The organism is Streptomyces diastaticus subsp. diastaticus (assembly GCF_011170125.1).
Taxonomy (GTDB): domain Bacteria; phylum Actinomycetota; class Actinomycetes; order Streptomycetales; family Streptomycetaceae; genus Streptomyces; species Streptomyces diastaticus.
Genome location: NZ_BLLN01000002.1, coordinates 1,444,985 through 1,463,383, shown reverse-complemented (window position 1 = coordinate 1,463,383; position 18,399 = coordinate 1,444,985). Strand labels below are relative to the sequence as shown.

General features: G+C 73.3%; 20 protein-coding genes and 3 tRNA genes. 3 read left to right on the top strand and 20 right to left on the bottom strand.

Annotated elements, in window-relative coordinates:
* Window positions 1-14: 14 nt before the first annotated feature.
* From Sdia_RS08025 to Sdia_RS08000, 6 genes are all read right to left on the bottom strand, one after another.
* Entirely contained in the window at window positions 15-1,070 is a 1,056-nt protein-coding gene (locus tag Sdia_RS08025) for a UDP-N-acetylmuramate dehydrogenase (protein ID WP_100452249.1), read from the bottom strand.
* A 46-nt stretch (window positions 1,071-1,116) separates the two neighbouring features.
* Window positions 1,117-1,545 carry a MaoC family dehydratase gene (locus tag Sdia_RS08020; RefSeq protein ID WP_100452247.1) on the bottom strand — a complete coding sequence of 143 codons (429 nt, stop codon included), beginning with the start codon at window positions 1,543-1,545 and terminating at the stop codon, window positions 1,117-1,119.
* A 5-nt stretch (window positions 1,546-1,550) separates the two neighbouring features.
* Window positions 1,551-2,003 (bottom strand): MaoC family dehydratase N-terminal domain-containing protein, encoded by a 453-nt coding sequence (locus Sdia_RS08015; RefSeq protein WP_100452245.1) that lies wholly within the window; start codon window positions 2,001-2,003, stop codon window positions 1,551-1,553.
* A gap of 155 nt (window positions 2,004-2,158) precedes the next feature.
* On the bottom strand, window positions 2,159-2,323 hold the full coding sequence (gene rpmG / locus Sdia_RS08010; protein WP_003948671.1) for a 50S ribosomal protein L33: 165 nt from the start codon (window positions 2,321-2,323) through the stop codon (window positions 2,159-2,161).
* Between the two features lie 91 nt (window positions 2,324-2,414).
* A tRNA-Met gene (locus Sdia_RS08005) sits at window positions 2,415-2,487 on the bottom strand.
* A gap of 50 nt (window positions 2,488-2,537) precedes the next feature.
* Window positions 2,538-2,610 (bottom strand) — tRNA-Thr (locus Sdia_RS08000).
* A 363-nt stretch (window positions 2,611-2,973) separates the two neighbouring features.
* Here Sdia_RS08000 and Sdia_RS07995 point away from each other — a divergent pair.
* Entirely contained in the window at window positions 2,974-4,227 is a 1,254-nt protein-coding gene (locus tag Sdia_RS07995) for an amidohydrolase family protein (RefSeq protein WP_100452243.1), read from the top strand.
* Between the two features lie 61 nt (window positions 4,228-4,288).
* Window positions 4,289-4,945, top strand: a complete 657-nt coding sequence (locus tag Sdia_RS07990) for an SDR family oxidoreductase (RefSeq protein WP_100452241.1) — start codon at window positions 4,289-4,291, stop codon at window positions 4,943-4,945.
* Between the two features lie 243 nt (window positions 4,946-5,188).
* Here Sdia_RS07990 and Sdia_RS07985 read toward each other — a convergent pair.
* A tRNA-Tyr gene (locus Sdia_RS07985) sits at window positions 5,189-5,270 on the bottom strand.
* A 211-nt stretch (window positions 5,271-5,481) separates the two neighbouring features.
* On the opposite strand from Sdia_RS07985, the gene Sdia_RS07980 reads away from it, so the two are divergent.
* Complete coding sequence (locus Sdia_RS07980; protein WP_100452239.1) at window positions 5,482-5,970, top strand: YajQ family cyclic di-GMP-binding protein; 489 nt, start codon at window positions 5,482-5,484, stop codon at window positions 5,968-5,970.
* A gap of 66 nt (window positions 5,971-6,036) precedes the next feature.
* Here the strand turns inward: Sdia_RS07980 and Sdia_RS07975 are convergent, their stop codons facing one another.
* From Sdia_RS07975 to Sdia_RS07915, 13 genes are all read right to left on the bottom strand, one after another.
* Window positions 6,037-6,303 carry a GlsB/YeaQ/YmgE family stress response membrane protein gene (locus Sdia_RS07975; protein ID WP_115069712.1) on the bottom strand — a complete coding sequence of 89 codons (267 nt, stop codon included), beginning with the start codon at window positions 6,301-6,303 and terminating at the stop codon, window positions 6,037-6,039.
* A 202-nt stretch (window positions 6,304-6,505) separates the two neighbouring features.
* Window positions 6,506-6,898, bottom strand: coding sequence for a YccF domain-containing protein (locus Sdia_RS07970; RefSeq protein WP_100452235.1), 393 nt, complete (start codon window positions 6,896-6,898; stop codon window positions 6,506-6,508).
* Complete coding sequence (gene htpX / locus Sdia_RS07965; RefSeq protein ID WP_100452233.1) at window positions 6,895-7,755, bottom strand: zinc metalloprotease HtpX; 861 nt, start codon at window positions 7,753-7,755, stop codon at window positions 6,895-6,897. The genes Sdia_RS07970 and htpX overlap by 4 nt, the downstream gene beginning before the upstream one ends.
* Window positions 7,756-7,912: 157 nt before the next feature.
* Entirely contained in the window at window positions 7,913-9,451 is a 1,539-nt protein-coding gene (locus Sdia_RS07960; RefSeq protein WP_100452231.1) for an NADH-quinone oxidoreductase subunit N, read from the bottom strand.
* Window positions 9,448-11,022 carry a complex I subunit 4 family protein gene (locus tag Sdia_RS07955; protein ID WP_189500153.1) on the bottom strand — a complete coding sequence of 525 codons (1,575 nt, stop codon included), beginning with the start codon at window positions 11,020-11,022 and terminating at the stop codon, window positions 9,448-9,450. Before Sdia_RS07955 ends, Sdia_RS07960 begins: the two co-directional genes overlap by 4 nt.
* A 5-nt stretch (window positions 11,023-11,027) precedes the next feature.
* The gene (locus Sdia_RS07950) at window positions 11,028-13,019 is read right to left on the bottom strand and encodes an NADH-quinone oxidoreductase subunit 5 family protein (protein ID WP_100452227.1); all 1,992 of its coding nucleotides are present in this window, start codon (window positions 13,017-13,019) and stop codon (window positions 11,028-11,030) included.
* Window positions 13,016-13,444 carry an NADH-quinone oxidoreductase subunit NuoK gene (nuoK, locus tag Sdia_RS07945; RefSeq protein ID WP_100452225.1) on the bottom strand — a complete coding sequence of 143 codons (429 nt, stop codon included), beginning with the start codon at window positions 13,442-13,444 and terminating at the stop codon, window positions 13,016-13,018. Before nuoK ends, Sdia_RS07950 begins: the two co-directional genes overlap by 4 nt.
* The gene (locus Sdia_RS07940) at window positions 13,444-14,175 is read right to left on the bottom strand and encodes an NADH-quinone oxidoreductase subunit J family protein (RefSeq protein ID WP_100452223.1); all 732 of its coding nucleotides are present in this window, start codon (window positions 14,173-14,175) and stop codon (window positions 13,444-13,446) included. The genes nuoK and Sdia_RS07940 overlap by 1 nt, the downstream gene beginning before the upstream one ends.
* A complete protein-coding gene (locus Sdia_RS07935) occupies window positions 14,172-14,783 on the bottom strand; it encodes a NuoI/complex I 23 kDa subunit family protein (RefSeq protein WP_100452221.1) in 612 nt (203 codons plus the stop codon). Before Sdia_RS07935 ends, Sdia_RS07940 begins: the two co-directional genes overlap by 4 nt.
* Window positions 14,784-15,752 (bottom strand): complex I subunit 1/NuoH family protein, encoded by a 969-nt coding sequence (locus tag Sdia_RS07930; protein ID WP_100452219.1) that lies wholly within the window; start codon window positions 15,750-15,752, stop codon window positions 14,784-14,786.
* Window positions 15,749-17,284: an NADH-quinone oxidoreductase subunit C gene (locus Sdia_RS07925; RefSeq protein WP_229831056.1), complete on the bottom strand. Its 1,536-nt coding sequence runs from the start codon at window positions 17,282-17,284 to the stop codon at window positions 15,749-15,751. Before Sdia_RS07925 ends, Sdia_RS07930 begins: the two co-directional genes overlap by 4 nt.
* The gene (locus tag Sdia_RS07920) at window positions 17,281-17,931 is read right to left on the bottom strand and encodes an NADH-quinone oxidoreductase subunit B (RefSeq protein ID WP_100452217.1); all 651 of its coding nucleotides are present in this window, start codon (window positions 17,929-17,931) and stop codon (window positions 17,281-17,283) included. The genes Sdia_RS07925 and Sdia_RS07920 overlap by 4 nt, the downstream gene beginning before the upstream one ends.
* Complete coding sequence (locus Sdia_RS07915; RefSeq protein ID WP_100452216.1) at window positions 17,922-18,305, bottom strand: NADH-quinone oxidoreductase subunit A; 384 nt, start codon at window positions 18,303-18,305, stop codon at window positions 17,922-17,924. The genes Sdia_RS07920 and Sdia_RS07915 overlap by 10 nt, the downstream gene beginning before the upstream one ends.
* Window positions 18,306-18,399: the final 94 nt, after the last annotated feature.

Sequence of the window (18,399 nt, the reverse complement as noted above, 5' to 3'; positions counted from 1 at the left end):
GCGGGGCGTCGGGCTCAGAGTTCGACGCCGACCGTCACCGGCTCGTTGACCAGCGTCACCCCGAAGGCGTCCCGCACCCCGGCGACCACCTCGCGGGCGAGGGCCAGCAGGTCCTCGGTGGTGGCCCTGCCCCGGTTGGTCAGGGCGAGGGTGTGCTTGGTGGAGATGCGGGCGGGCCCCTCGCCGTACCCCTTGGTGAAACCGGCCTTGTCGATCAGCCAGGCGGCCGAGGTCTTGGTGCGGCCCTCGCCGGCGGGGAAGGCCGGCGGGTGGACGTCGGGGCCGAGCCGGTCGGCGACGCGGCCGAGGAAGGCGGCGAGCTGCTCGTCGTCGAGGATCGGGTTGGTGAAGAAGGAGCCGGCCGACCAGGTGTCGTGGTCCTCCGGATCGAGCACCATGCCCTTGCCGGCGCGCAGCCGCAGCACCGTCTCGCGGGCCTCGGTGAGCGCGACCCGCTCGCCCTGGTCGGTGCCGAGCGCGCGGGCCGTCTCGGCGTATCGGATCGGGGCGGAGAGTCCGTCGGCGTCCTCCAGGCGGAAGCGGACGCGCAGGACCACGTACCGGTCGGGTTCGGCCTTGAAGCGGCTGTGCCGGTAGGAGAAGGCGCACTCCTCGGCGGTGAGGGTGACGCTCTCCCGGGCGCGGCGGTCGTAGGCGACCACCTCGGTGATGGTCTGCGCGACCTCCTGGCCGTACGCCCCGACGTTCTGCACGGGGACGGCGCCCGCCGAGCCGGGGATCCCGGCGAGGCACTCGATCCCGGCGAGCCCGGCCTCCACGGTGCGCGCGACGGCGTCGGTCCAGACCTCGCCCGCGGCCAGTTCCAGGGCGGTGCCGTCGAGGTGGAAGCCGGTGGTGGCGAGGTGCAGGGCGGTGCCGTCGAAGCCCTTGTCGCCGATGACGAGGTTGGAGCCGCCGCCGATGAGCAGCAGCGGGGTCCCGGCGGCGTCGGCCTCGCGGACGGCCGCGACCACCTCGTCGTCGGTGGTGGCCGTCAGCAGCCTGGTCGCGGGCCCGCCCAGGCGGAACGTGGTCAGCGGGGCGAGGGGGGCGTCATGGAGTTCCTGCACGGCAACAGCGTACGGGTATGCCGGTCCGCATACCCGTACGCCCGGATCAGGCCAGCCGGACGGTCGCCCGGGACATGCCGAGGACCTTCTTGCCGTCGCTCATGGCGGTGAGGTCGACGCGGACGGTGCCGTCGTCGTTCTTGGCGGCGACCTTGCCGGAGACCTCGATCAGCGCGCCGGTGTCGTCGTCGGGGACGACGACGGGCTTGGTGAAGCGGACCCCGTAGTCGACGACGGCGCCCGGGTCGCCGGCCCAGTCGGTGACCACCCGGATCGCCTCGGCCATGGTGAACATGCCGTGTGCGATGACGTCGGGCAGGCCCACCTCCTTGGCGAACCGCTCGTTCCAGTGGATCGGGTTGAAGTCGCCGGAGGCGCCCGCGTACCGCACCAGGGTGGCGCGGGTCACCGGGAAGCTCCGGGCGGGCAGTTCGGTGCCGACCTCGACGTCGGCGTGGGAGATCTTCGCGGCCATCGCCGTCACCCCTCCTCGGCGGCGCGCGCCACCAGCTTGGTCCAGGCGGTCACCACGTGCTCGCCGGCCTCGTCGTGGACCTCGCCGCGGATGTCGAGGATGTCGTTGCCCGCCATGGACTTGATCCCCTCGATGACCGAGGTCACCGTCAGCCGGTCGCCCGCCCGCAGCGGCCTGGCGTAGGCGAACTTCTGGTCGCCGTGCACGACCCGGCTGTAGTCGAGCCCGAGCTGCGGGTCCTCGATCACCTGCCCGGCGGCCTGGAACGTGAGGGAGAACACAAAGGTGGGCGGGGCGATCACGTCCGGGTACCCGAGCGCCTTGGCCGCCTCGGTGTCGGTGTACACCGGATTGGTGTCGCCGACGGCCCGGGCGAACTCACGGATCTTCTCGCGGCCCACTTCATAGGGCTCGGTGGGCGGATACGTCCGCCCCACGAAGGACTGGTCGAGCGCCATCGGCCCGATACCTCCTGGATCGCCGGAACTTGTGTCGTACGACTCATCCTGGCACCCCGCGCCGGCTCCCCGGGCGGCGGTACCCGGGAACGCCATGAGGCCGCCCCCTCGGAAGGGGGCGGCCTCATGGACGAGCCTGGTAAGTCAGCCCTTGATCAGCGCGTCTCGCGGTGCGCGGTGTGCGCGTTGCAGCGCGGGCAGTGCTTCTTCATCTCCAGTCGGTCCGGGTTGTTACGCCGGTTCTTCTTGGTGATGTAGTTCCGCTCCTTGCACTCCACGCAGGCCAGCGTGATCTTCGGGCGGACGTCGGTGGCAGCCACGTGAGTGCTCCTGATGACGAACGGATGGAAAGGACTTGCACAAAAAAGAGTAGCCGATCGAAGGACCGACCCCACAATCGGCTACTTTTCGTAGCGGTGACCGGACTTGAACCGGTGACACAGCGATTATGAGCCGCTTGCTCTACCGACTGAGCTACACCGCTGCGATGTGATCCGGACCCCCGCCCGAAGGCGGGGACCCCTTTCACACCAGAGCCCCAAAACGGAATCGAACCGTTGACCTTCTCCTTACCATGGAGACGCTCTGCCGACTGAGCTATTGGGGCGAGCGAGGAAGACATTACACGCCCACCCGCCCAACGCCCAAATCCGTTTCGGTGCCCCGCCCGCGCCGCCCGGGGCACCCCGCGCGCGGCCACGGCCGCCCCGGCGGCGCCCATCCGGCCCACCGTCCTCGCAGGTCCCGGCGGGTCCCGCCCGCCCCGGCCCGGCGGCGCAGCCCGCGCCGGTACGACTTATCCGCTCCTCCTCGATGGTGCTCCGGCGGCGGCCTAGGCTCGGCCGCACACGGTGTGATCTTGATCGACGCAACGTGACGCCGCCCCACCGCGCCCGTGCCGCGGTGGCCGAACGGGTGCGGCCCCGCGGGAGAGAACGCGCCCGCCCGCCGCCCGAGCCCCAGGAGCGCGATGTCCGACAGCCAGCCGCAGCCCTCGCCGTCCCCCGGCTCCCCCGGCGGCCTCGACGGCGCCGACGTCCTGCTCACCGGCGCCACCCTCACCGACGGCCGCACCGTCGACGTCCGCCTCGGCCGCGGCCGCATCCAGGCCGTCGGTACCGCCGGCAGCCTCGCCCCGCCCGGCCCCCGCATCGACCTGCGGGGCTATCTGCTCCTGCCGGCCCCCGCCGAACCGCACGCCCACAGCGACCTCGCCCTCACCGCCGACACCACCGGCCCCGTCTCCCCCGACCCCGCCGACGTCCAGCGGCGCGCCACCGAGGCCGCTCTCCTCCAGCTCGGCCACGGCGCCACCGCGCTCCGCTCACACGTGCGGATCGGCGACGTGCAGGGTCTCGGCGCGATGGAGGCCGTCCTCCAGGCGCGACGGGCCGTCCACGGCCTCACCGACCTCACCGCCGTCGCCATGCCCCGTCTGCTCACCGGCGTCGCCGGGGCCGACGGGCTCGCCATGCTCCACGACGCGGTCAAGATGGGCGCCTCCGTCGTCGGCGCCTGCCCGGACCTCGACCCGGACCCGGCCGGCTGCGCCGAGGCCGTCCTCGACGCCGCCGCCCAGCACGGCTGCCCCGTCGACCTGCACACCGACGGCTCCGACCCGGTCCGCCTGGCCCGCCTCGCCGCCATGGCGGGCGGGCTGCGCCCCGGCGTCACCATCGGCCCCTGCGACGGCCTCGGCCGCCTCCCCGCCGACGTCGCCGGACGCACCGCCGAGGCCCTGGCCGCCGCGGGCATCACCGTGGTCTGCCTCCCGCAGGGCCCCTGCGGCGGCCTGGAGCGCCGCAGGGGCCACGACACACCGGTCCACCTGCTGCGCGCCGCCGGGGTCCGGGTCACCGCCGGCAGCGGCGCCCTGCGCGACATCGCCAACCCGGTCGGCCGCGGCGACCCCCTCCAGGCCGCCCACCTGCTCGCCTCCCGGCACGGGCTGCGCCCCGACGAGGCGTACGAGGCGGTGGCCGGCGCCGCCCGCGAGGCGCTCGGGCTGGCCCGCGTGCGGATCGAGGCGGGCTTCCCGGCGGAGCTGCTGGCGGTGCGCGGGACGGGGCTCGCCGAGGCACTGTCGCTCGGGTACAGCCGGATCGTCGTCCACCGCGGCCGGGTCGTCGCCCGCACCAGCGCGGTGCGCGAGTACTGCGACTCGGCCACCGCGGCCGTCGCGGGGCTGCCCCGGCAGGGCCGGACGGGCTCCGAACCTGCCTGAGCCGCGCCCCGGTTCGGCGCTGGACGCGCGCCGCGGCGCCTCCCGGCGTACGGTCGGGACCATGCGCATTGTCATCGCTGGTGGACACGGAAAGATCGCGCTGCGGCTGGAGCGGCTGCTCGCCGCGCGCGGAGACGACGTGACAGGACTGATCCGCGATCCCGCCCAGGCCGACGACCTGCGCGAGGCGGGCGCCCAGGCCGTCCTGTGCGACCTGGAGTCGGCGAGCGTGGAGGAGGTCACCGAGGTGCTGCGGGGCGCCGACGCGGCGGTCTTCGCGGCCGGCTCGGGCCCGGGCAGCGGAGCGGCCCGCAAGGAGACGATGGACCGCGACGGCGCGGAACTCTTCGCCACAGCCGCCGAACGCGCCTCGGTACGGCGCTTCCTGATGGTCTCCTCGATGGCCGCCGACGCCAACCACCCGGGCGACGAGGTCTTCGACGTCTACCTCCGCGCCAAGGGCGCCGCCGACGACGCCGTACGCGCCCACCGCGGCCTCGACTGGACCGTCCTGCGCCCCGGCTCCCTCACCGACGACGCCGGCACCGGCAAGGTCCGCCTGGAAGCCTCCACCGGCCGCGGCAGCGTCCCCCGTGACGACGTCGCCCGCGTCCTGCTCGAACTGATCGACACCCCGGCGACGGCCGGTCTCACCCTGGAACTGATCTCGGGCGAGACCCCGGCCTCGGTCGCGGTGAAGGACGTGGCGGGAAACTGACCTTCACCCACCGCCCGGAGCCGTACGGCACACCGGCCCGGCACGCGCGGCCGCCGTACGGCTCGGGGCGGGAACCACGAGCCCGAGCAGCCGGGGAACGTCTGGGGAGGACGCGCTGATCTCTGCTGGGATCGAAGCGGTACGCGGTGAGACAGGCCGAGCGCTCCGCGAGGGCGCCCCCGGAAACGAAAGATCCCCTCCGACCTGCTGTTAAGCGAGGTCGGAGGGGATCTCCACCCAGTGTGGCGGCGCCAGGATTCGAACCTGGGAAGGCTGAGCCGGCAGATTTACAGTCTGCTCCCTTTGGCCGCTCGGGCACACCGCCTGGGATGCCGCCCCGCAGCCCCGCTTTCGGGCGGTGCTCCGTGGCAACGACGTAAACGATACCTGATGTGCGGGGGTGGTCCGCCACTCGGTTGTTCGCGGCCCGCGGGTGGCGGCGGTGGCTAGTCTTGCGGATGCGGCCGGGGGCGGACCCCGGCCGCCTTTCTGCACGACCGTTGCCAGCACACCACCGATGCAAGGAGCCACAGGACATGGCCGACTCCAGTTTCGACATCGTCTCGAAGGTCGAGCGGCAGGAGGTCGACAACGCCCTCAACCAGGCCGCCAAGGAGATCTCTCAGCGCTACGACTTCAGGAACGTCGGGGCGTCGATCGCCTGGTCCGGCGAGAAGATCCTGATGGAGGCCAACTCCGAGGAGCGGGTCAACGCGATCCTCGACGTCTTCCAGTCCAAGCTGATCAAGCGCGGGATCTCGCTGAAGGCCCTGGACGCCGGGGAGCCGCAGCTCTCGGGCAAGGAGTACAAGCTCTTCGCCTCCATCCAGGAGGGCATCTCGCAGGAGAACGCCAAGAAGGTCGCGAAGATCATCCGCGACGAGGGCCCCAAGGGCGTCAAGGCCCAGGTGCAGGGTGACGAGCTGCGCGTCAGCTCCAAGAGCCGGGACGACCTCCAGGCCGTGCAGGCGCTGCTGAAGAACCAGGACTTCGACTTCGCGCTCCAGTACGTCAACTACCGCTGACCCGCGCTCCGCGGTACCGACCGTACGCCGACGGCCGCCCCCGTCCGGGGGCGGCCGTCGGCGGTTTCAGCGGCGGGAGTGGCCGAAGAGCAGGCGGTAGGCGATGAGCAGCACCAGGGAGCCGCCGACGGCGGAGACCCAGGTGGCGGGGTCGAAGAACTCGTTGGCGATGGGGCGGTCCAGGAAGCGGCTGGATATCCAGCCGCCGATGAAGGCGCCGGCGATGCCGATGAGGATGGTGCCGATGAAGCCGCCCGGGTCGCGACCGGGGAGGATGATCTTCGCGATTGCTCCGGCCAGCAGGCCGAGAATGATCCAGCTGATGATGCCCATGCGGTGATCCTGCCTCTCGCAAACATGTTCATGCGTCCGGCGGGTACATGTCGTGGATCTTCACCGCAGGCCCCTCCGCGGCACACACCGCGGTCCCCCGTGCGGGTGGTCGCTCCCCATGCGCCCGGACGCCGTCCTCAGAGGAGGACGTGAGCCGGGGACGCGCGGTTGCCCTGCGGACCGGTTCGGCGCCGGGCGGGCCTCAGCGGGCCGCGAAGGGCTGGTCCGTACGGACGATCTCGCGGCCGAGCGGCATGAGGGAGACGGGGATCAGCTTGAAGTTGGCGATGCCCAGCGGGATGCCGATGATCGTGACGCACAGGGCGATGCCGGTGGCGATGTGGCCGAGCGCCAGCCACCAGCCGGCCAGCAGCAGCCACAGCACGTTCCCCACGCAGGACGGGGCGCCCGCGTCGCGTCGCTCGACGGCGGAGTAGCCGAAGGGCCACAGGGCGTACACGCCGATCCGGAACGCTGCGATGCCGAACGGGATGCCGATGACCGTGATGCAGAGCACCACGCCGGCCAGCAGGTATCCCAGGAAGAGCCAGAAGCCGCTCAGGACGAGCCAGATGATGTTCAGAAGGGTCTTCAACGACGGCCTGCCATCTCTTCGAGTCGGGCGATGCGCTCCGCCATCGGCGGGTGCGTGGAGAACATCTTCGACATGCTCTCACCCGGGCGGAAGGGATTGGCGATCATCATGTGGCTGGCCGTCTCGATGCGGGGCTCCGGGGGGAGCGGCAGCCGTTTCGTACCGGCGTCCAGCTTGCGCAGGGCGGAGGCGAGGGCCAGTGGGTCCCCGGTCAGCTGGGCGCCGGAGGCGTCGGCCTCGTACTCGCGGGAGCGGCTGATGGCGAGCTGGATGACGGAGGCCGCGAGCGGGCCGAGCAGCATGATCAGGAGCATGCCGAAGAGGCCGGGGCCCTCGTCGTTGTCCGAGCGGCCGAAGGGGATCAGCCAGGCGAAGTTGACCAGGAACATGATCACGGAGGCGAGGGCTCCGGCGACCGAGGAGATGAGGATGTCGCGGTTGTAGACGTGGCTCAGCTCGTGGCCGATGACGCCGCGCAGTTCGCGCTGGTCGAGGAGGCGGAGGATGCCGTCGGTGCAGCAGACCGCGGCGTTGCGCGGGTTGCGGCCGGTGGCGAAGGCGTTGGGGGCGTCGGTCGGGGAGATGTACAGGCGGGGCATGGGCTGGCGGGCCTGCGTCGACAGGTCGCGGACCATGCGGTACAGCTGGGGCGCCTCGAACTCGCTGACCGGCCGGGCGCGCATGGCGCGCAGGGCCAGTTTGTCGCTGTTCCAGTACGCGTAGGCATTGGTGCCGAGCGCGACGAGGAGCGCGACGAAGAGGCCCGTCCGGCCGAAGAAGCTGCCGATGACGAGGATGAGTGCGGACAGGCCCCCGAGGAGTACGGCGGTTTTCAGCCCGTTGTGCCGGCGGTGCACGGTACGCCCTCCAGGATGGTGCGGCAGGGGAGCCCTTGGGGACCGGGTGCGTCTTTCTCACCCAGTGGACCCTCCCTGCCTGGTCAACGCGAGGCGAGCGGCACCAGTTCCCGGTGGCCGCGGGCGCAAGGGCCGGCCGGCCCGCGCCCGGGACCGGTCAGAAGAGGCTGGTGGCGGTGAACCGGAGGATCAGCTGCGGGGCGCCCGAGAGGGCCACGCCGATGAGGGCCGCGAGGGCGACGGTCGCGGTCAGCGTGCGAGGGACGGCCCGCGGCAGGGCGGCCCCGTCGGCGGCGGGGCGGAAGAGCAGGGCCGTCCAGCGCAGGTAGTAGACGAGGGCGACGACCACGTTGGCGGCCATCACGACGGCGAGCCAGCCGAGGCCGGCGTCGACGGCGGCCGAGAAGACCGCCACCTTGGCGAAGAGGCCGATGACCCCAGGCGGCAGCCCGGCCAGGCAGAGCAGGAAGAAGCCGAGGGCGAGGGCGTGGGCCGGGTGGGTGGCGTACAGGGCGCGGTGGTCGGTGAGGCGCCCGGCCGGGCGGGAACGGGTGACGACGGCGACGACGGCGAAGGCGCCGAGGTTCACGGCGGCGTACATGAGGGCGTACGCGAGGGTGGCGCCGACGGCCTCGTCGGGGCTGCCGGTGTACGCGGCGGCGGCGAGCGGGACGAGGAGGTAGCCGGCCTGGCCGACGGAGGACCACGCGAGCAGGCGTACGGCGCTGTGGCGGCGGCCGGGTCGCTGGCGCAGGGCGGCGACGTTGCCCGCGGTCATGGTGACGGCGGCGAGGACGGCCAGGAGGGGCCCCCACACGTCACCGTGGGAGGGGAAGGCGCGAGTGGTCACCAGGACGATGCCGGTCAGCCCGGCGGTCTTGCCGACCACGGAGAGGTGTCCGGCGACGGGCACGGGGGCGCCGGTGTACGTGTCGGGGACCCAGAAGTGGAAGGGCGCGGCGGCGGCCTTGAAGGCGAAGCCGACGAGGGTGAGGACGACGCCGGCCTGGGCCAGGGTGTGCAGGCGGGGGTCGGCGCCGGGCAGGCGGGCGGCGATCTCGGTGAGGTGGAGGGTGCCGGTGGTGGCGTAGACGAAGCTGACGCCGAGGAGGGTGACGGCGGTGGCGGCGACCGAGGAGAGGAAGAACTTGAGGGCGGCCTCGGCGGAGCGGCGCTCGCCGCGGCGCAGTCCGACCAGGGCGAAGGCGGGCAGGGAGGCGACTTCGAGGGCGATGACGAGGGTGGCGAGGTCGCGGGAGGCGGGCAGCAGAGCGGCGCCGGCGGCGGAGGCCAGCAGCAGGAACCAGTACTCGCCCGCGGGCAGCCGGTCGTCGCGGACGGTGGCGAGCGAGAGCAGGGCGGTGAGCAGCGCGCCACCGAGGACCAGGAACTGGACCACGAGGGTGAAGCCGTCCGCGGTGTAGCTGCACGCGCCGCCCGCCTCGGCGGCGACGCAGAAGGTGGCGCGGTCCTCGCCGACGAGGGGCAGCAGGCTGAGCAGGGCGGCGGCGAGTCCGCCGAGCGTGATCACTCCGAGGAGTGGTCTGCGGTGCTCGGGCAGGAACAGGTCGGCGACGAGGACGACCAGGGCGAGGACGGCCGTCAGCGTGGGCGGGGCGATCGCGAGCCAGTCCACGGGCTGCGCCTGGGCGGCGAGCGCGGGCTGGGCGAGGGCGGCCATGGCCGGCGCGGTCATGAGGCGCCTCCTGCGAGAAGCTTCTGCACGGCGGGGTCGGTGAGGCCGAGCAGGACTGCGGGCCAGACTCCGGCGAGGACGGTCAGGGCGACGAGCGGGGTCCAGGTGGCGGCTTCGTGCCCCCGGACGTCGGCGAGCGGCGGGGCCCCCTCGGGGACGGCGCCCATGCAGACCCGGCGGACCACCAGGAGCAGGTACGCGGCGGTGAGCAGGGTGCCGAGTCCGGCGAGGGCGAGGTAGACGAGGAAGGCGGCGCGGCTGAGTCCGGCGGCGGGCTGGAAGGCGCCGAACATGGCGAGCATCTCGCCCCAGAAGCCGGCGAGGCCCGGCAGTCCGAGCGAGGCGACGGCGGCGAAGGCGAGGAGGGCGCCGAGGCGCGGGGCCCGGCCGTAGAGGGCGGCTCCGGCGACTCCGGCGAGGGCGTCGACGCCGGTGGAACCGGTGCGGTCCTTGACGGCGCCGACGAGGAAGAAGAGCAGGCCGGTGATGAGGCCGTGCGCGATGTTGGCGAAGAGGGCGCCGTTGACGCCGGTGGGCGTCATGGTGGCGATGCCGAGCAGCACGAAGCCCATGTGGCCGACGGAGGAGTAGGCGATGAGGCGCTTGAGGTCGCCCTTGCCGCCCTCGCGGACCAGGGAGAGGCAGACCAGCGAGCCGTGGACGATGCCGACGGCGGCGAGGGCCCCGAGGTAGGGGGCGAAGGCGTGGAGCCCGTCGGGGGTCGCGGGCAGCAGGATGCGGACGAAGCCGTAGGTGCCCATCTTCAGCAGGACACCGGCGAGCAGGACCGAGCCGACCGTGGGCGCGGCGGTGTGCGCGTCGGGCAGCCAGCTGTGCAGCGGCCACATCGGGGATTTGACGGCGAGGCCGAGACCTACCGCGATGACGGCGAGAACCTGTACAGTTACGGAGAGTGACGACCCGCCGTCCGCGGCGAGCGTCACCATGTCGAACGTGCCTGCCTTCAGCCCGATGAGGAGCAGGCCGAGCAGCATGATCACGGAGCCGAGGAGGGTGTAGACGATGAACTTCCCCGCCGCCTGTTCGCGGGCGGCGCCGCCCCAGCGGGCGATGAGGAAGTACATGGGGATGAGGACCGTCTCGAAGGCCAGGAAGAACAGGATCAGATCGAGGACGGCGAAGGTGGCGAGCGTGCCGGTCTCCAGCAGGAGCAGCAGCGCGACGAACGCCTTCGGCGAGGCCCCGGTGGGGGGCCGGAAGTAGCTGTAGAGCGCGCAGAGGAAGGTGAGGAGCGCGGTGAGGACGAGCAAGGGCAGGGAGATGCCGTCGACGCCCAGGTGGAGGCGGACGTCGAGGGCGGGGATCCAGCTGATGTCGGTGTCGGCCTGCATCACCGAGGGCCTGCTGTGGTCGAACCCGGCGGCGAGGGCCAGGGTGAGCAGCAGGACCGCGCCGGTGACGACGACGCCGTGGCGCAGCACGGCCTGGTCGGGGTTCTTCCCCTTGAGGCCGGGCGGAGCGGGCAGCAGGGCGGTGAGGGCGCCGACGAGGGGTCCGGCGAGGGCTGCGGCGAGGAGCAGTTGGAGCACGGGTTCTCTGATGTCGGGCACGGCTCTCACGCTCCGGCGGCGGTGACGAGGACGGCGGCTACCGCCAGGACGAGAGCACCGGCGAAGAGCACGGTGAGGTAGGTCTGCACGTTGCCGGTCTGGCTCTTGCGGACGATCGTCCCGAGCAGCCTGGGCACGGCGGCGCCGGCGCGTACGTACGTGTCGACGACCTCGCGGTCGAGGAAGGCGGCGAGCCTGGCGGCGGCCTGGGTCGGGCGGACGAAGAGGGCCCGGGCCGCGGCGTCGAGGTGGAAGCCGGCGGCGGCGTGCGGGTGGAGCGGACCCAGCAGGAGGCGGCCCGGGTCGGCCGGGTCGGGGCGTTCGGCGAGGTCCCCGCCGGCGGGGGCGTGCCCGGTGAGGGCCTCGGCCGCCATCTCCGCCTCGGACTCCGCCTGGGGCTCCAGGGGGCCGCGCGGCCTGGCGGCGGCCATCGCGGTGGTGTGGCGCCAGGTGCCGTAGGTGACGAGGCCGCCGACGAGGGCGAGCCCGGTGGCGAGGACGGAGGTGGTGAGGGTGGGCGCGAGCGAGGCTCCGCCGAACCAGTCGCCGAGGAGGCCGTAGGCGAGGCCGAGGGCGAGGGAGGGTGCGGCGAGGACCCAGAGGACGACGTTCATGACGAGGGGCTGCGAGCGGTCGACGGGGCGTTCGGCGCCGTGGCCGTGGAAGGCGCGCAGCCACAGCCGGGTGGCGTAGGCGGCGGTGAGGACGGCGGTCGCGAGACCTGCGGTGAGGACGATCCAGCCCGCGACGGCGGGGGCTGCCTCCGTGTGGCCGGCGGCGGCGCGTTCGGCGGCGCCGAGGACGGCCTCCTTGGAGAAGAAGCCGCTGAAGGGAGGCAGCGCGACGAGGGCGAGCAGGGCGACGGTCATCGTCCAGTACGCGTCGGCGGCGCGGGTCCGCAGGGCGCCGGTGCGGGCCATGGCGGTCAGCGAGTTGGTCCCGGCGGCGTGGATGAGGACGCCGGCGGCGAGGAAGAGGAGCGCCTTGAAGGCGCCGTGGGTCAGGAGGTGGAAGACGGCGGCGGACCGGTCGGCGACGGCCAGGGCGGCCGTCATGTAGCCGAGCTGGCCGATGGTCGAGTAGGCGAGGACGCGTTTGATGTCGTCCTGGGCCAGGGCGGCGAGGGCCGATCCGGCCATGGTGAGGGCGGCCATCACCGCGAGGACCACGAGGGCGGCGGCGGAGGCCGCGAAGACCGGGAGGAGGCGGGCGACGAAGTAGACGCCGGCCGCGACCATCGTCGCGGCGTGGATCAGCGCGGAGACGGGCGTGGGTCCGGCCATCGCGTCGGGCAGCCAGATGTGGAGGGGGAACTGGGCCGACTTGCCCGCGACTCCGGCGAGGAGCAGCAGGGCGATGAGGGTCGGGTGGTCCAGGCCACCACTGCCGACCGCGTCGAGGATGCGGGTGATCCGGAAGGACCCGGTGTCGGCGGCGAGCGCGAAGAGGCCGATCAGGAAGGGGACGTCGCCGAGCTTGGTGACGAGGAACGCCTTGAGCGAGGCCGAGCGGGCCTCGGGGGTCTCCCAGTAGTGGCCGACCAGGAAGTACGAGCAGATGCCCATGACTTCCCAGCCGACCAACAGCACGATCAGGTCGCCGGAGTAGACGACGAGGAGCATCGCGGAGGTGAAGAGCGAGACGAGCGCGGCGTACGACGGGTAGCGCGGGTCCTCGCGCAGGTAGCCGGTCGAGTAGATCTGCACGCAGGTCGCGACGGCGGCGACCAGCACGGCGACGGCCACGGCGAAGCCGTCCAGGTGCAGGGCGAGTTCGACGGGGACGGAGCCGGTCGGGGTGAGTTCGGTGGCGGCGTTCAGGGCGGGCCCGCCGTGCTGGCGGGTGGCGACCAGGGCGGCCAGGACCGTGGCGGCCAGCGGCGGCAGCACGGCGAGCGGGCGGACGAACCCGGGGGCGACGCGGCCGAGGCCGAGACCCGCAAGGGCGCCGAGCAGCGGCAGCACGGGGACGAGGATGGCGAGGGTCGTGGTGGTCACCGGGCGGCTCCCGCCTTCTTGGCCGGGCTGTCGTACGGGGTGGCGGTGCCCGCCTCGTCGGCGGCGAGGGCGGCCTCGGCGGCCGTTGCCTCGGCGTCGTCGGCCGCCGGCTCGGCGGTGTCACGGAGCCGGTCGATGTCGGCGGTACCGCGGCTGCGGTGCACGAGGAGGACGATCGCGAGGCCGATGCCGATCTCGGCGGCGGCCAGCGCGACGGTGAAGAGGGTGAGCGCCTGCCCGCCGTGCAGGGTGTCGCGGAGGGTGCTGCTCAGCCAGACGTCGAAGGCGACGAGGTTGAGGTTGACGGCGTTGAGCATCAACTCGACGGACATCAGGACGAGGATCGCGTTGCGGCGGGCGAGGAGGCCGTAGACGCCGATGGCGAAGAGGAGGGCCGAGAGGACGGCCGGATAGGCGAGATGCATCAGCGGGTCCCCTCGGGGCCGGGGGTTTCCCCGTCGCCGCGGCCGGGGGCGCCGGTAAGCGGGGTCCGGGCGGAGGCGTCGGCGGCGTCCGTGTCGGGAGCGTCGTGGCCCGACCGGCGGGAGAGGACGATCGCACCGATCAGGGCGGCGAGGAGGAGCACCGAGAGCGCCTCGAAAGGCAGGACCCAGGAGCTGAAGAGGGCCGCGCCGGTGACCTCGGTGGAGCCCTGCACGGCTCGGTCGAGGTCGATCCAGGTGGTGCGGAAGGCGTCGGCGACCACCCAGACCAGGGTGGCGGCGGTGGCCAGCGCCACGGCGAGGGCGACGGGCCGGTTGCCGGAGTCCGTGTCCGGGGAGCGGCCGATGGGCGCGCGGGTCAGCATCAGTCCGAAGAGGAGGAGGACGACGACGGAACCGACGTAGATGAGGACCTGGACCCAGGCGATGAACTCGGCGGTCAGCAGCAGGTACTCGACGGCGATGCCGCCGAGCGCGACGACCAGCCAGAGGGCGGCGTGGATCAGCTGCCGGGTGGTGACCGTGAGGACGGCGGCGCCGAGGGTCACCAGGCCGACGAGGAGGAAGGCGATCTCGACCCCGGTCGGCGAGAGGAACCCCCGGTGCTGGACGGCCTCGGCGGTCTGCGCGGGCGCGGCCAGCCAGGTGGTGAGGGTGGCGCCGGCCGGGGTCTGGGCAGCCGTGGTGAGAGCTGCCGTGGTCAGGGCGGTCATCGGGTTTCGCCGTCCTCGGGCCGGTCGGACTCGGTCTTGGCCGCGGCGGCTTCGGCGGCCTGCTGGGCCGCGGCGCGGTCGGCGGACTTGCGGGCGGCCGCGTACTCCTTGGGCTCCTCGGCGCCGGGGACGAGGGCGGGCGGCGCGGGCACCGTCCACATCCACTCGCGCAGCTTGTCGCGCTCGTGGGTGAGGTCGCGGATGTCCGTCTCGGCGTACTCGAACTCCGGGGACCAGAACAGCGCGTCGAAGGGGCACACCTCGATGCAGATCCCGCAGTACATGCAGAGGGAGAAGTCGATGGCGAAGCGGTCGAGGACGTTGCGGCTGCGCTCGCGGCCGCCGGGGGCGGCCGGGGGCACGGTCTCCTTGTGGGAGTCGATGTAGATGCACCAGTCGGGGCACTCCCGGGCGCAGAGCATGCAGACCGTGCAGTTCTCCTCGAACAGGCCGATGACCCCGCGGGTGCGCGGCGGCAGGTCGGGCTCGACGTCCGGGTACCGGGCGGTGACGGTCTTCCTCGTCATCGTCCGCAGGGTGACGGCGAGGCCCCTGGCGAGGCCGGAGCCGGGGAAGTGGCGGCCGGAGGGCTGCTGGGACGGGGTCATCTACTGGATCGCCACCTTCACGATGCCGGTGAGCGCGATCTGCGCGAGGGCGAGCGGGACGAGGGTGGTCCAGGCGAGCTTCTGGAGCTGGTCCTCCCGCATCCGGGGGAAGCTGACCCGCAGCCAGATCACCACGAAGGCCAGCACGGCGGTCTTCAGCAGCGTCCACACCCAGCCGAGCCCGTCGGCTCCCCACGGCCCGTGCCAGCCGCCCAGGAACAGCACCGTGGTGAGGCCGCAGAGGATCACGATGCCCGCGTACTCCGCGAGCAGGAAGAAGGCGAACCGGAGACCGGTGTACTCGGTGTACGCGCCGAAGATGATCTCCGAGTCGGCCACCGGCATGTCGAACGGCGGCCGCTGGAGCTCGGCGAGCCCCGCCACGAAGAAGACGACGGCGCCGACGATCTGCCACGGCAGCCACCACCACTGGAAGCCGTCGAGGATCCCGCTGAGCGAGACGGTGCCGGCCGCCATGGCCACCGAGGCCGCCGCCAGCAGCATCGGCAGCTCGTACGCGAGGAGCTGGGCTGCGGTGCGCAGGCCGCCGAGGAGCGAGTACTTGTTGGCCGAGGCCCAGCCGCCCATCAGCGAGCCGAGCACGCCGACGCCCATCACGGCGAGGACGAAGAAGACGCCCGCGTCGACATGGACACCGGAGCCGGACTCCCCCGGGCCGACCGGCAGCACCGCAAGGACCAGCAGGTACGGCAGGAGTGCCACGGCCGGGGCGAGCTGGAAGACCCGCCGGTCGGCCTCGGCCGGGACGATGTCCTCCTTCTGCACGAACTTGACCCCGTCGGCCATGAGCTGCGCCCAGCCGTGGAACCCGCCCGCGTACATGGGGCCGAGCCGCCCCTGCATGTGCGCCATCGTCTTGTGCTCGGCCTGCCCGACGACGAGCGGCAGCATCAGGAAGGCGACGAGGAGGACGAGCAGACGCAGCGCGACGTCGAGTACGTCGTTCATGCGGGGTCGCCTCCGGTGGGTGTGGCGTCGTCGGGACCGTCGTGGCCGTCGGGTGTGTCTCGGCCGGGGCCGGGGCCGGGCGGGGCCTGCCCGTCCTCCCGTGAGGCGGGGCCCTCGGAGGCCGGGGTCCCGGGCGCCCGCGCTTCGGAGCCCTGGCTCCCGCCGGCCTCGGGGCCGGGATCCGGGGTGGGGGACTCCGTCGGTTCCGTTGCCGCCTCGCCCGGCCGGGGCTCGTCCGAGGACCGCTCCACGGGCGGGGCCTCCTCGTGTGCCGGGCGGGCGTGGTGCCAGGGGGCGTCCGAACTGCCCGCGCGGGCGGGGCGGCTGCCCGAGACGGGCGGCCGCTGCTGCGAGGCCGAACCGTCGGCGGCCGAGCGGTTGCGACGCGGCCGGGCGGCCGGGCGGCCGGGTGCCTCCGGCGACGGGTCGGCGGGGGCCTCCGGGGCCTCGGGCCTCTCGGACGCCGGGGACTGGGGCTCGGAGGGCTCCGGGGCGGCCGTCGGCCCGGAGGTCCGCTCCGGCGGCGGAACGGCCTCCGACGGCGCAGGGGCCCCCGCCGGCTTCCCGGACTCGGCCGGCCCGGCCGCCTGCTGCGAGGCCGAGCCCTGCGACGCCGACCGGTCGCGACGCGGGCGGGCGGGTGCCTGGGCCTGCCCCTCGACCGCGGACCGCGCGGACGCCCCGGGCGCCGCTGAGGCACCCGGCGTATCGGCAGCCGCAGGCGGCAGGTCGGCCGGCTGCTGCGGCCCGGCCGCCTGCTGCGAGGCCGAGCCCTGCGACGCCGACCGGTCGCGACGCGGGCGGGCGGGTGCCTCCGGGGCCCCGGAGGTCGTCGGCGTGGCCCCGGACGCGGAGGCGGCGGGGCCCTGTGAGGCCGAGCCCTCGGTCGTGGTACGGGTGCGGCGGGGCGGGCGGGTCCCGTCTGCGGTGGCGGCACGGCGTGCCGGCCGGGCGGGGGCGGCGGGGAGGGTTCCCTTGAGCGGGCCCCACTCGTTGGGGTCGGGGACGCCGGGCGGGAGCATCTGGCGGCGCTTGGGGCCGGCGTGGTCGGGGCCCTCGCCGGGTTCCTTCGCGCCGGGCCACGCCTTGGCGACGCGGGCGGCGAGGACGAAGTCCTTGCGCAGGGGGTGGCCTTCGAAGTTCTCGGGCAGCAGGAGCGGCTCCAGCGCGGGGTGTCCGGTGAAGGCGACGCCGAACATCTCGTGCGTCTCCCGCTCGTGCCAGGCCGCGCCCGCGAACACCTCGACGGCGCTCTCCAGTACCGGTGCCTCGTGCGGCACGGTGGTGCGCAGCAGCAGCCTGCGTACCGGCGCCAGGGCGACCAGGTGGGCGGAGACCAGGAAGCCGGTGCCGGGCTCGTCGACCGCGCTGAGCCAGTCGAAGAAGGTGCAGCCGAGGACGGAGCGGGCGGTGCGCAGGGCGCCGGTCCAGCTCTCCGCGGGCACGTCCACGGTCAGGACTCCGTAGGACTCCCCGGCCCGGGCGTCCGGTCCGAAGAGGGTGTCGGCGGGTCGCGGGAGCCAGCCGGTCACCGGCCCTCCCCTCCGGCCTCGGCCGCCGTGCCCGGTGCGGGCGGCGGGGTCACGAGGCCGCTGGTCAGGGCGGCCGTCGAGGGGCGTTCGGCACGGTGCCCGTACCGCTCGCCGAGCGATTCCCGGGCGATCTTCTCCTGGAGCTTGATGATGCCCTGGAGCAGCGCCTCGGGCCGGGGCGGGCAGCCGGGCACGTAGACGTCGACGGGGATGATCTGGTCGACGCCCTTGGTGACGGAGTACGAGTCCCAGTAGGGGCCGCCGCAGTTGGAGCAGGCGCCGAAGGAGATGACGTACTTCGGTTCGGGCATCTGCTCGTGGAGCCGCTTGACGGCCGGGGCCATCTTGTCGGTGACGGTGCCGGAGACGACCATCAGGTCGGCCTGGCGCGGCCCGGGCGCGAAGGGGATGACGCCGAGGCGCATGAAGTCGTGGCGGGCCATCGAGGCGGCGATGAACTCGATGGCGCAGCAGGCGAGTCCGAAGTTGAAGACCCACAGGCTGTAGCGGCGGCCCCAGTTGAGGACCACCTTCATCGGGGCGGGGGCCAGGCGGGCGAGCCCGCCGAGCCGCTGGGGCTCGGGCAGCGCCACGGGGCCGGGCGCGGGGGCCTGGCCCTGGCCGGTTGCGGGGGGTGTCACGTCCATGTGAGGACGCCCTTCTTCCATGCGTAGAGCAGGCCGATGGTCAGAAAGCCCAGGAAGATGAACATCTCCACGAGCGTCGTCGCCCCGTACCCGGTCTCGGCGAAGACCGTCGCCCAGGGGAAGAGGAAGACCGAGTCGACGGCGAAGATCACGTACAGGAAGGCGTAGACGTAGTAGCGGACCTGGGTGTGGGCCCAGCCCTCGCCGACGGGGTCGACGCCGCACTCGTAGGTGAGCAGCTTCTCCGGCGTGGGGACAGCCGGCCGCAGCAGCCGGCCCGCGCCGAAGGCCACGGCGACGAACAGCACACCGAGAACGGCGAGCAGGCCGACGACCGAGTACGACCGGAAGTACTCCCCGGCGAGCACCGTCATGCGACGACCTCTCTCCCGCGCCCTGTTCCGGGACGCCTCGCGTCCGACGATCCGTACGCACGGGAGTCTAGGGCCTGCTAAAGATGCCGTAAGC

Excerpts from the sequence above, each read along its gene's own strand:
- Sdia_RS08020 (WP_100452247.1), bottom strand. The coding sequence starts at position 1,545 with ATGGCCGCGAAGATCTCCCACGCCGACGTCGAGGTCGGCACCGAACTG.
- Sdia_RS08015 (WP_100452245.1), bottom strand. The coding sequence starts at position 2,003 with ATGGCGCTCGACCAGTCCTTCGTGGGGCGGACGTATCCGCCCACCGAG.
- Sdia_RS07995 (WP_100452243.1), top strand. The coding sequence starts at position 2,974 with ATGTCCGACAGCCAGCCGCAGCCCTCGCCGTCCCCCGGCTCCCCCGGC.
- Sdia_RS07990 (WP_100452241.1), top strand. The coding sequence starts at position 4,289 with ATGCGCATTGTCATCGCTGGTGGACACGGAAAGATCGCGCTGCGGCTG.
- Sdia_RS07980 (WP_100452239.1), top strand. The coding sequence starts at position 5,482 with ATGGCCGACTCCAGTTTCGACATCGTCTCGAAGGTCGAGCGGCAGGAG.
- Sdia_RS07975 (WP_115069712.1), bottom strand. The coding sequence starts at position 6,303 with ATGGGCATCATCAGCTGGATCATTCTCGGCCTGCTGGCCGGAGCAATC.
- Sdia_RS07960 (WP_100452231.1), bottom strand. The coding sequence starts at position 9,451 with ATGACCGCGCCGGCCATGGCCGCCCTCGCCCAGCCCGCGCTCGCCGCC.
- nuoK (WP_100452225.1), bottom strand. The coding sequence starts at position 13,444 with ATGCATCTCGCCTATCCGGCCGTCCTCTCGGCCCTCCTCTTCGCCATC.
- Sdia_RS07940 (WP_100452223.1), bottom strand. The coding sequence starts at position 14,175 with ATGACCGCCCTGACCACGGCAGCTCTCACCACGGCTGCCCAGACCCCG.
- Sdia_RS07935 (WP_100452221.1), bottom strand. The coding sequence starts at position 14,783 with ATGACCCCGTCCCAGCAGCCCTCCGGCCGCCACTTCCCCGGCTCCGGC.
- Sdia_RS07930 (WP_100452219.1), bottom strand. The coding sequence starts at position 15,752 with ATGAACGACGTACTCGACGTCGCGCTGCGTCTGCTCGTCCTCCTCGTC.
- Sdia_RS07920 (WP_100452217.1), bottom strand. The coding sequence starts at position 17,931 with ATGGACGTGACACCCCCCGCAACCGGCCAGGGCCAGGCCCCCGCGCCC.
- Sdia_RS07915 (WP_100452216.1), bottom strand. The coding sequence starts at position 18,305 with ATGACGGTGCTCGCCGGGGAGTACTTCCGGTCGTACTCGGTCGTCGGC.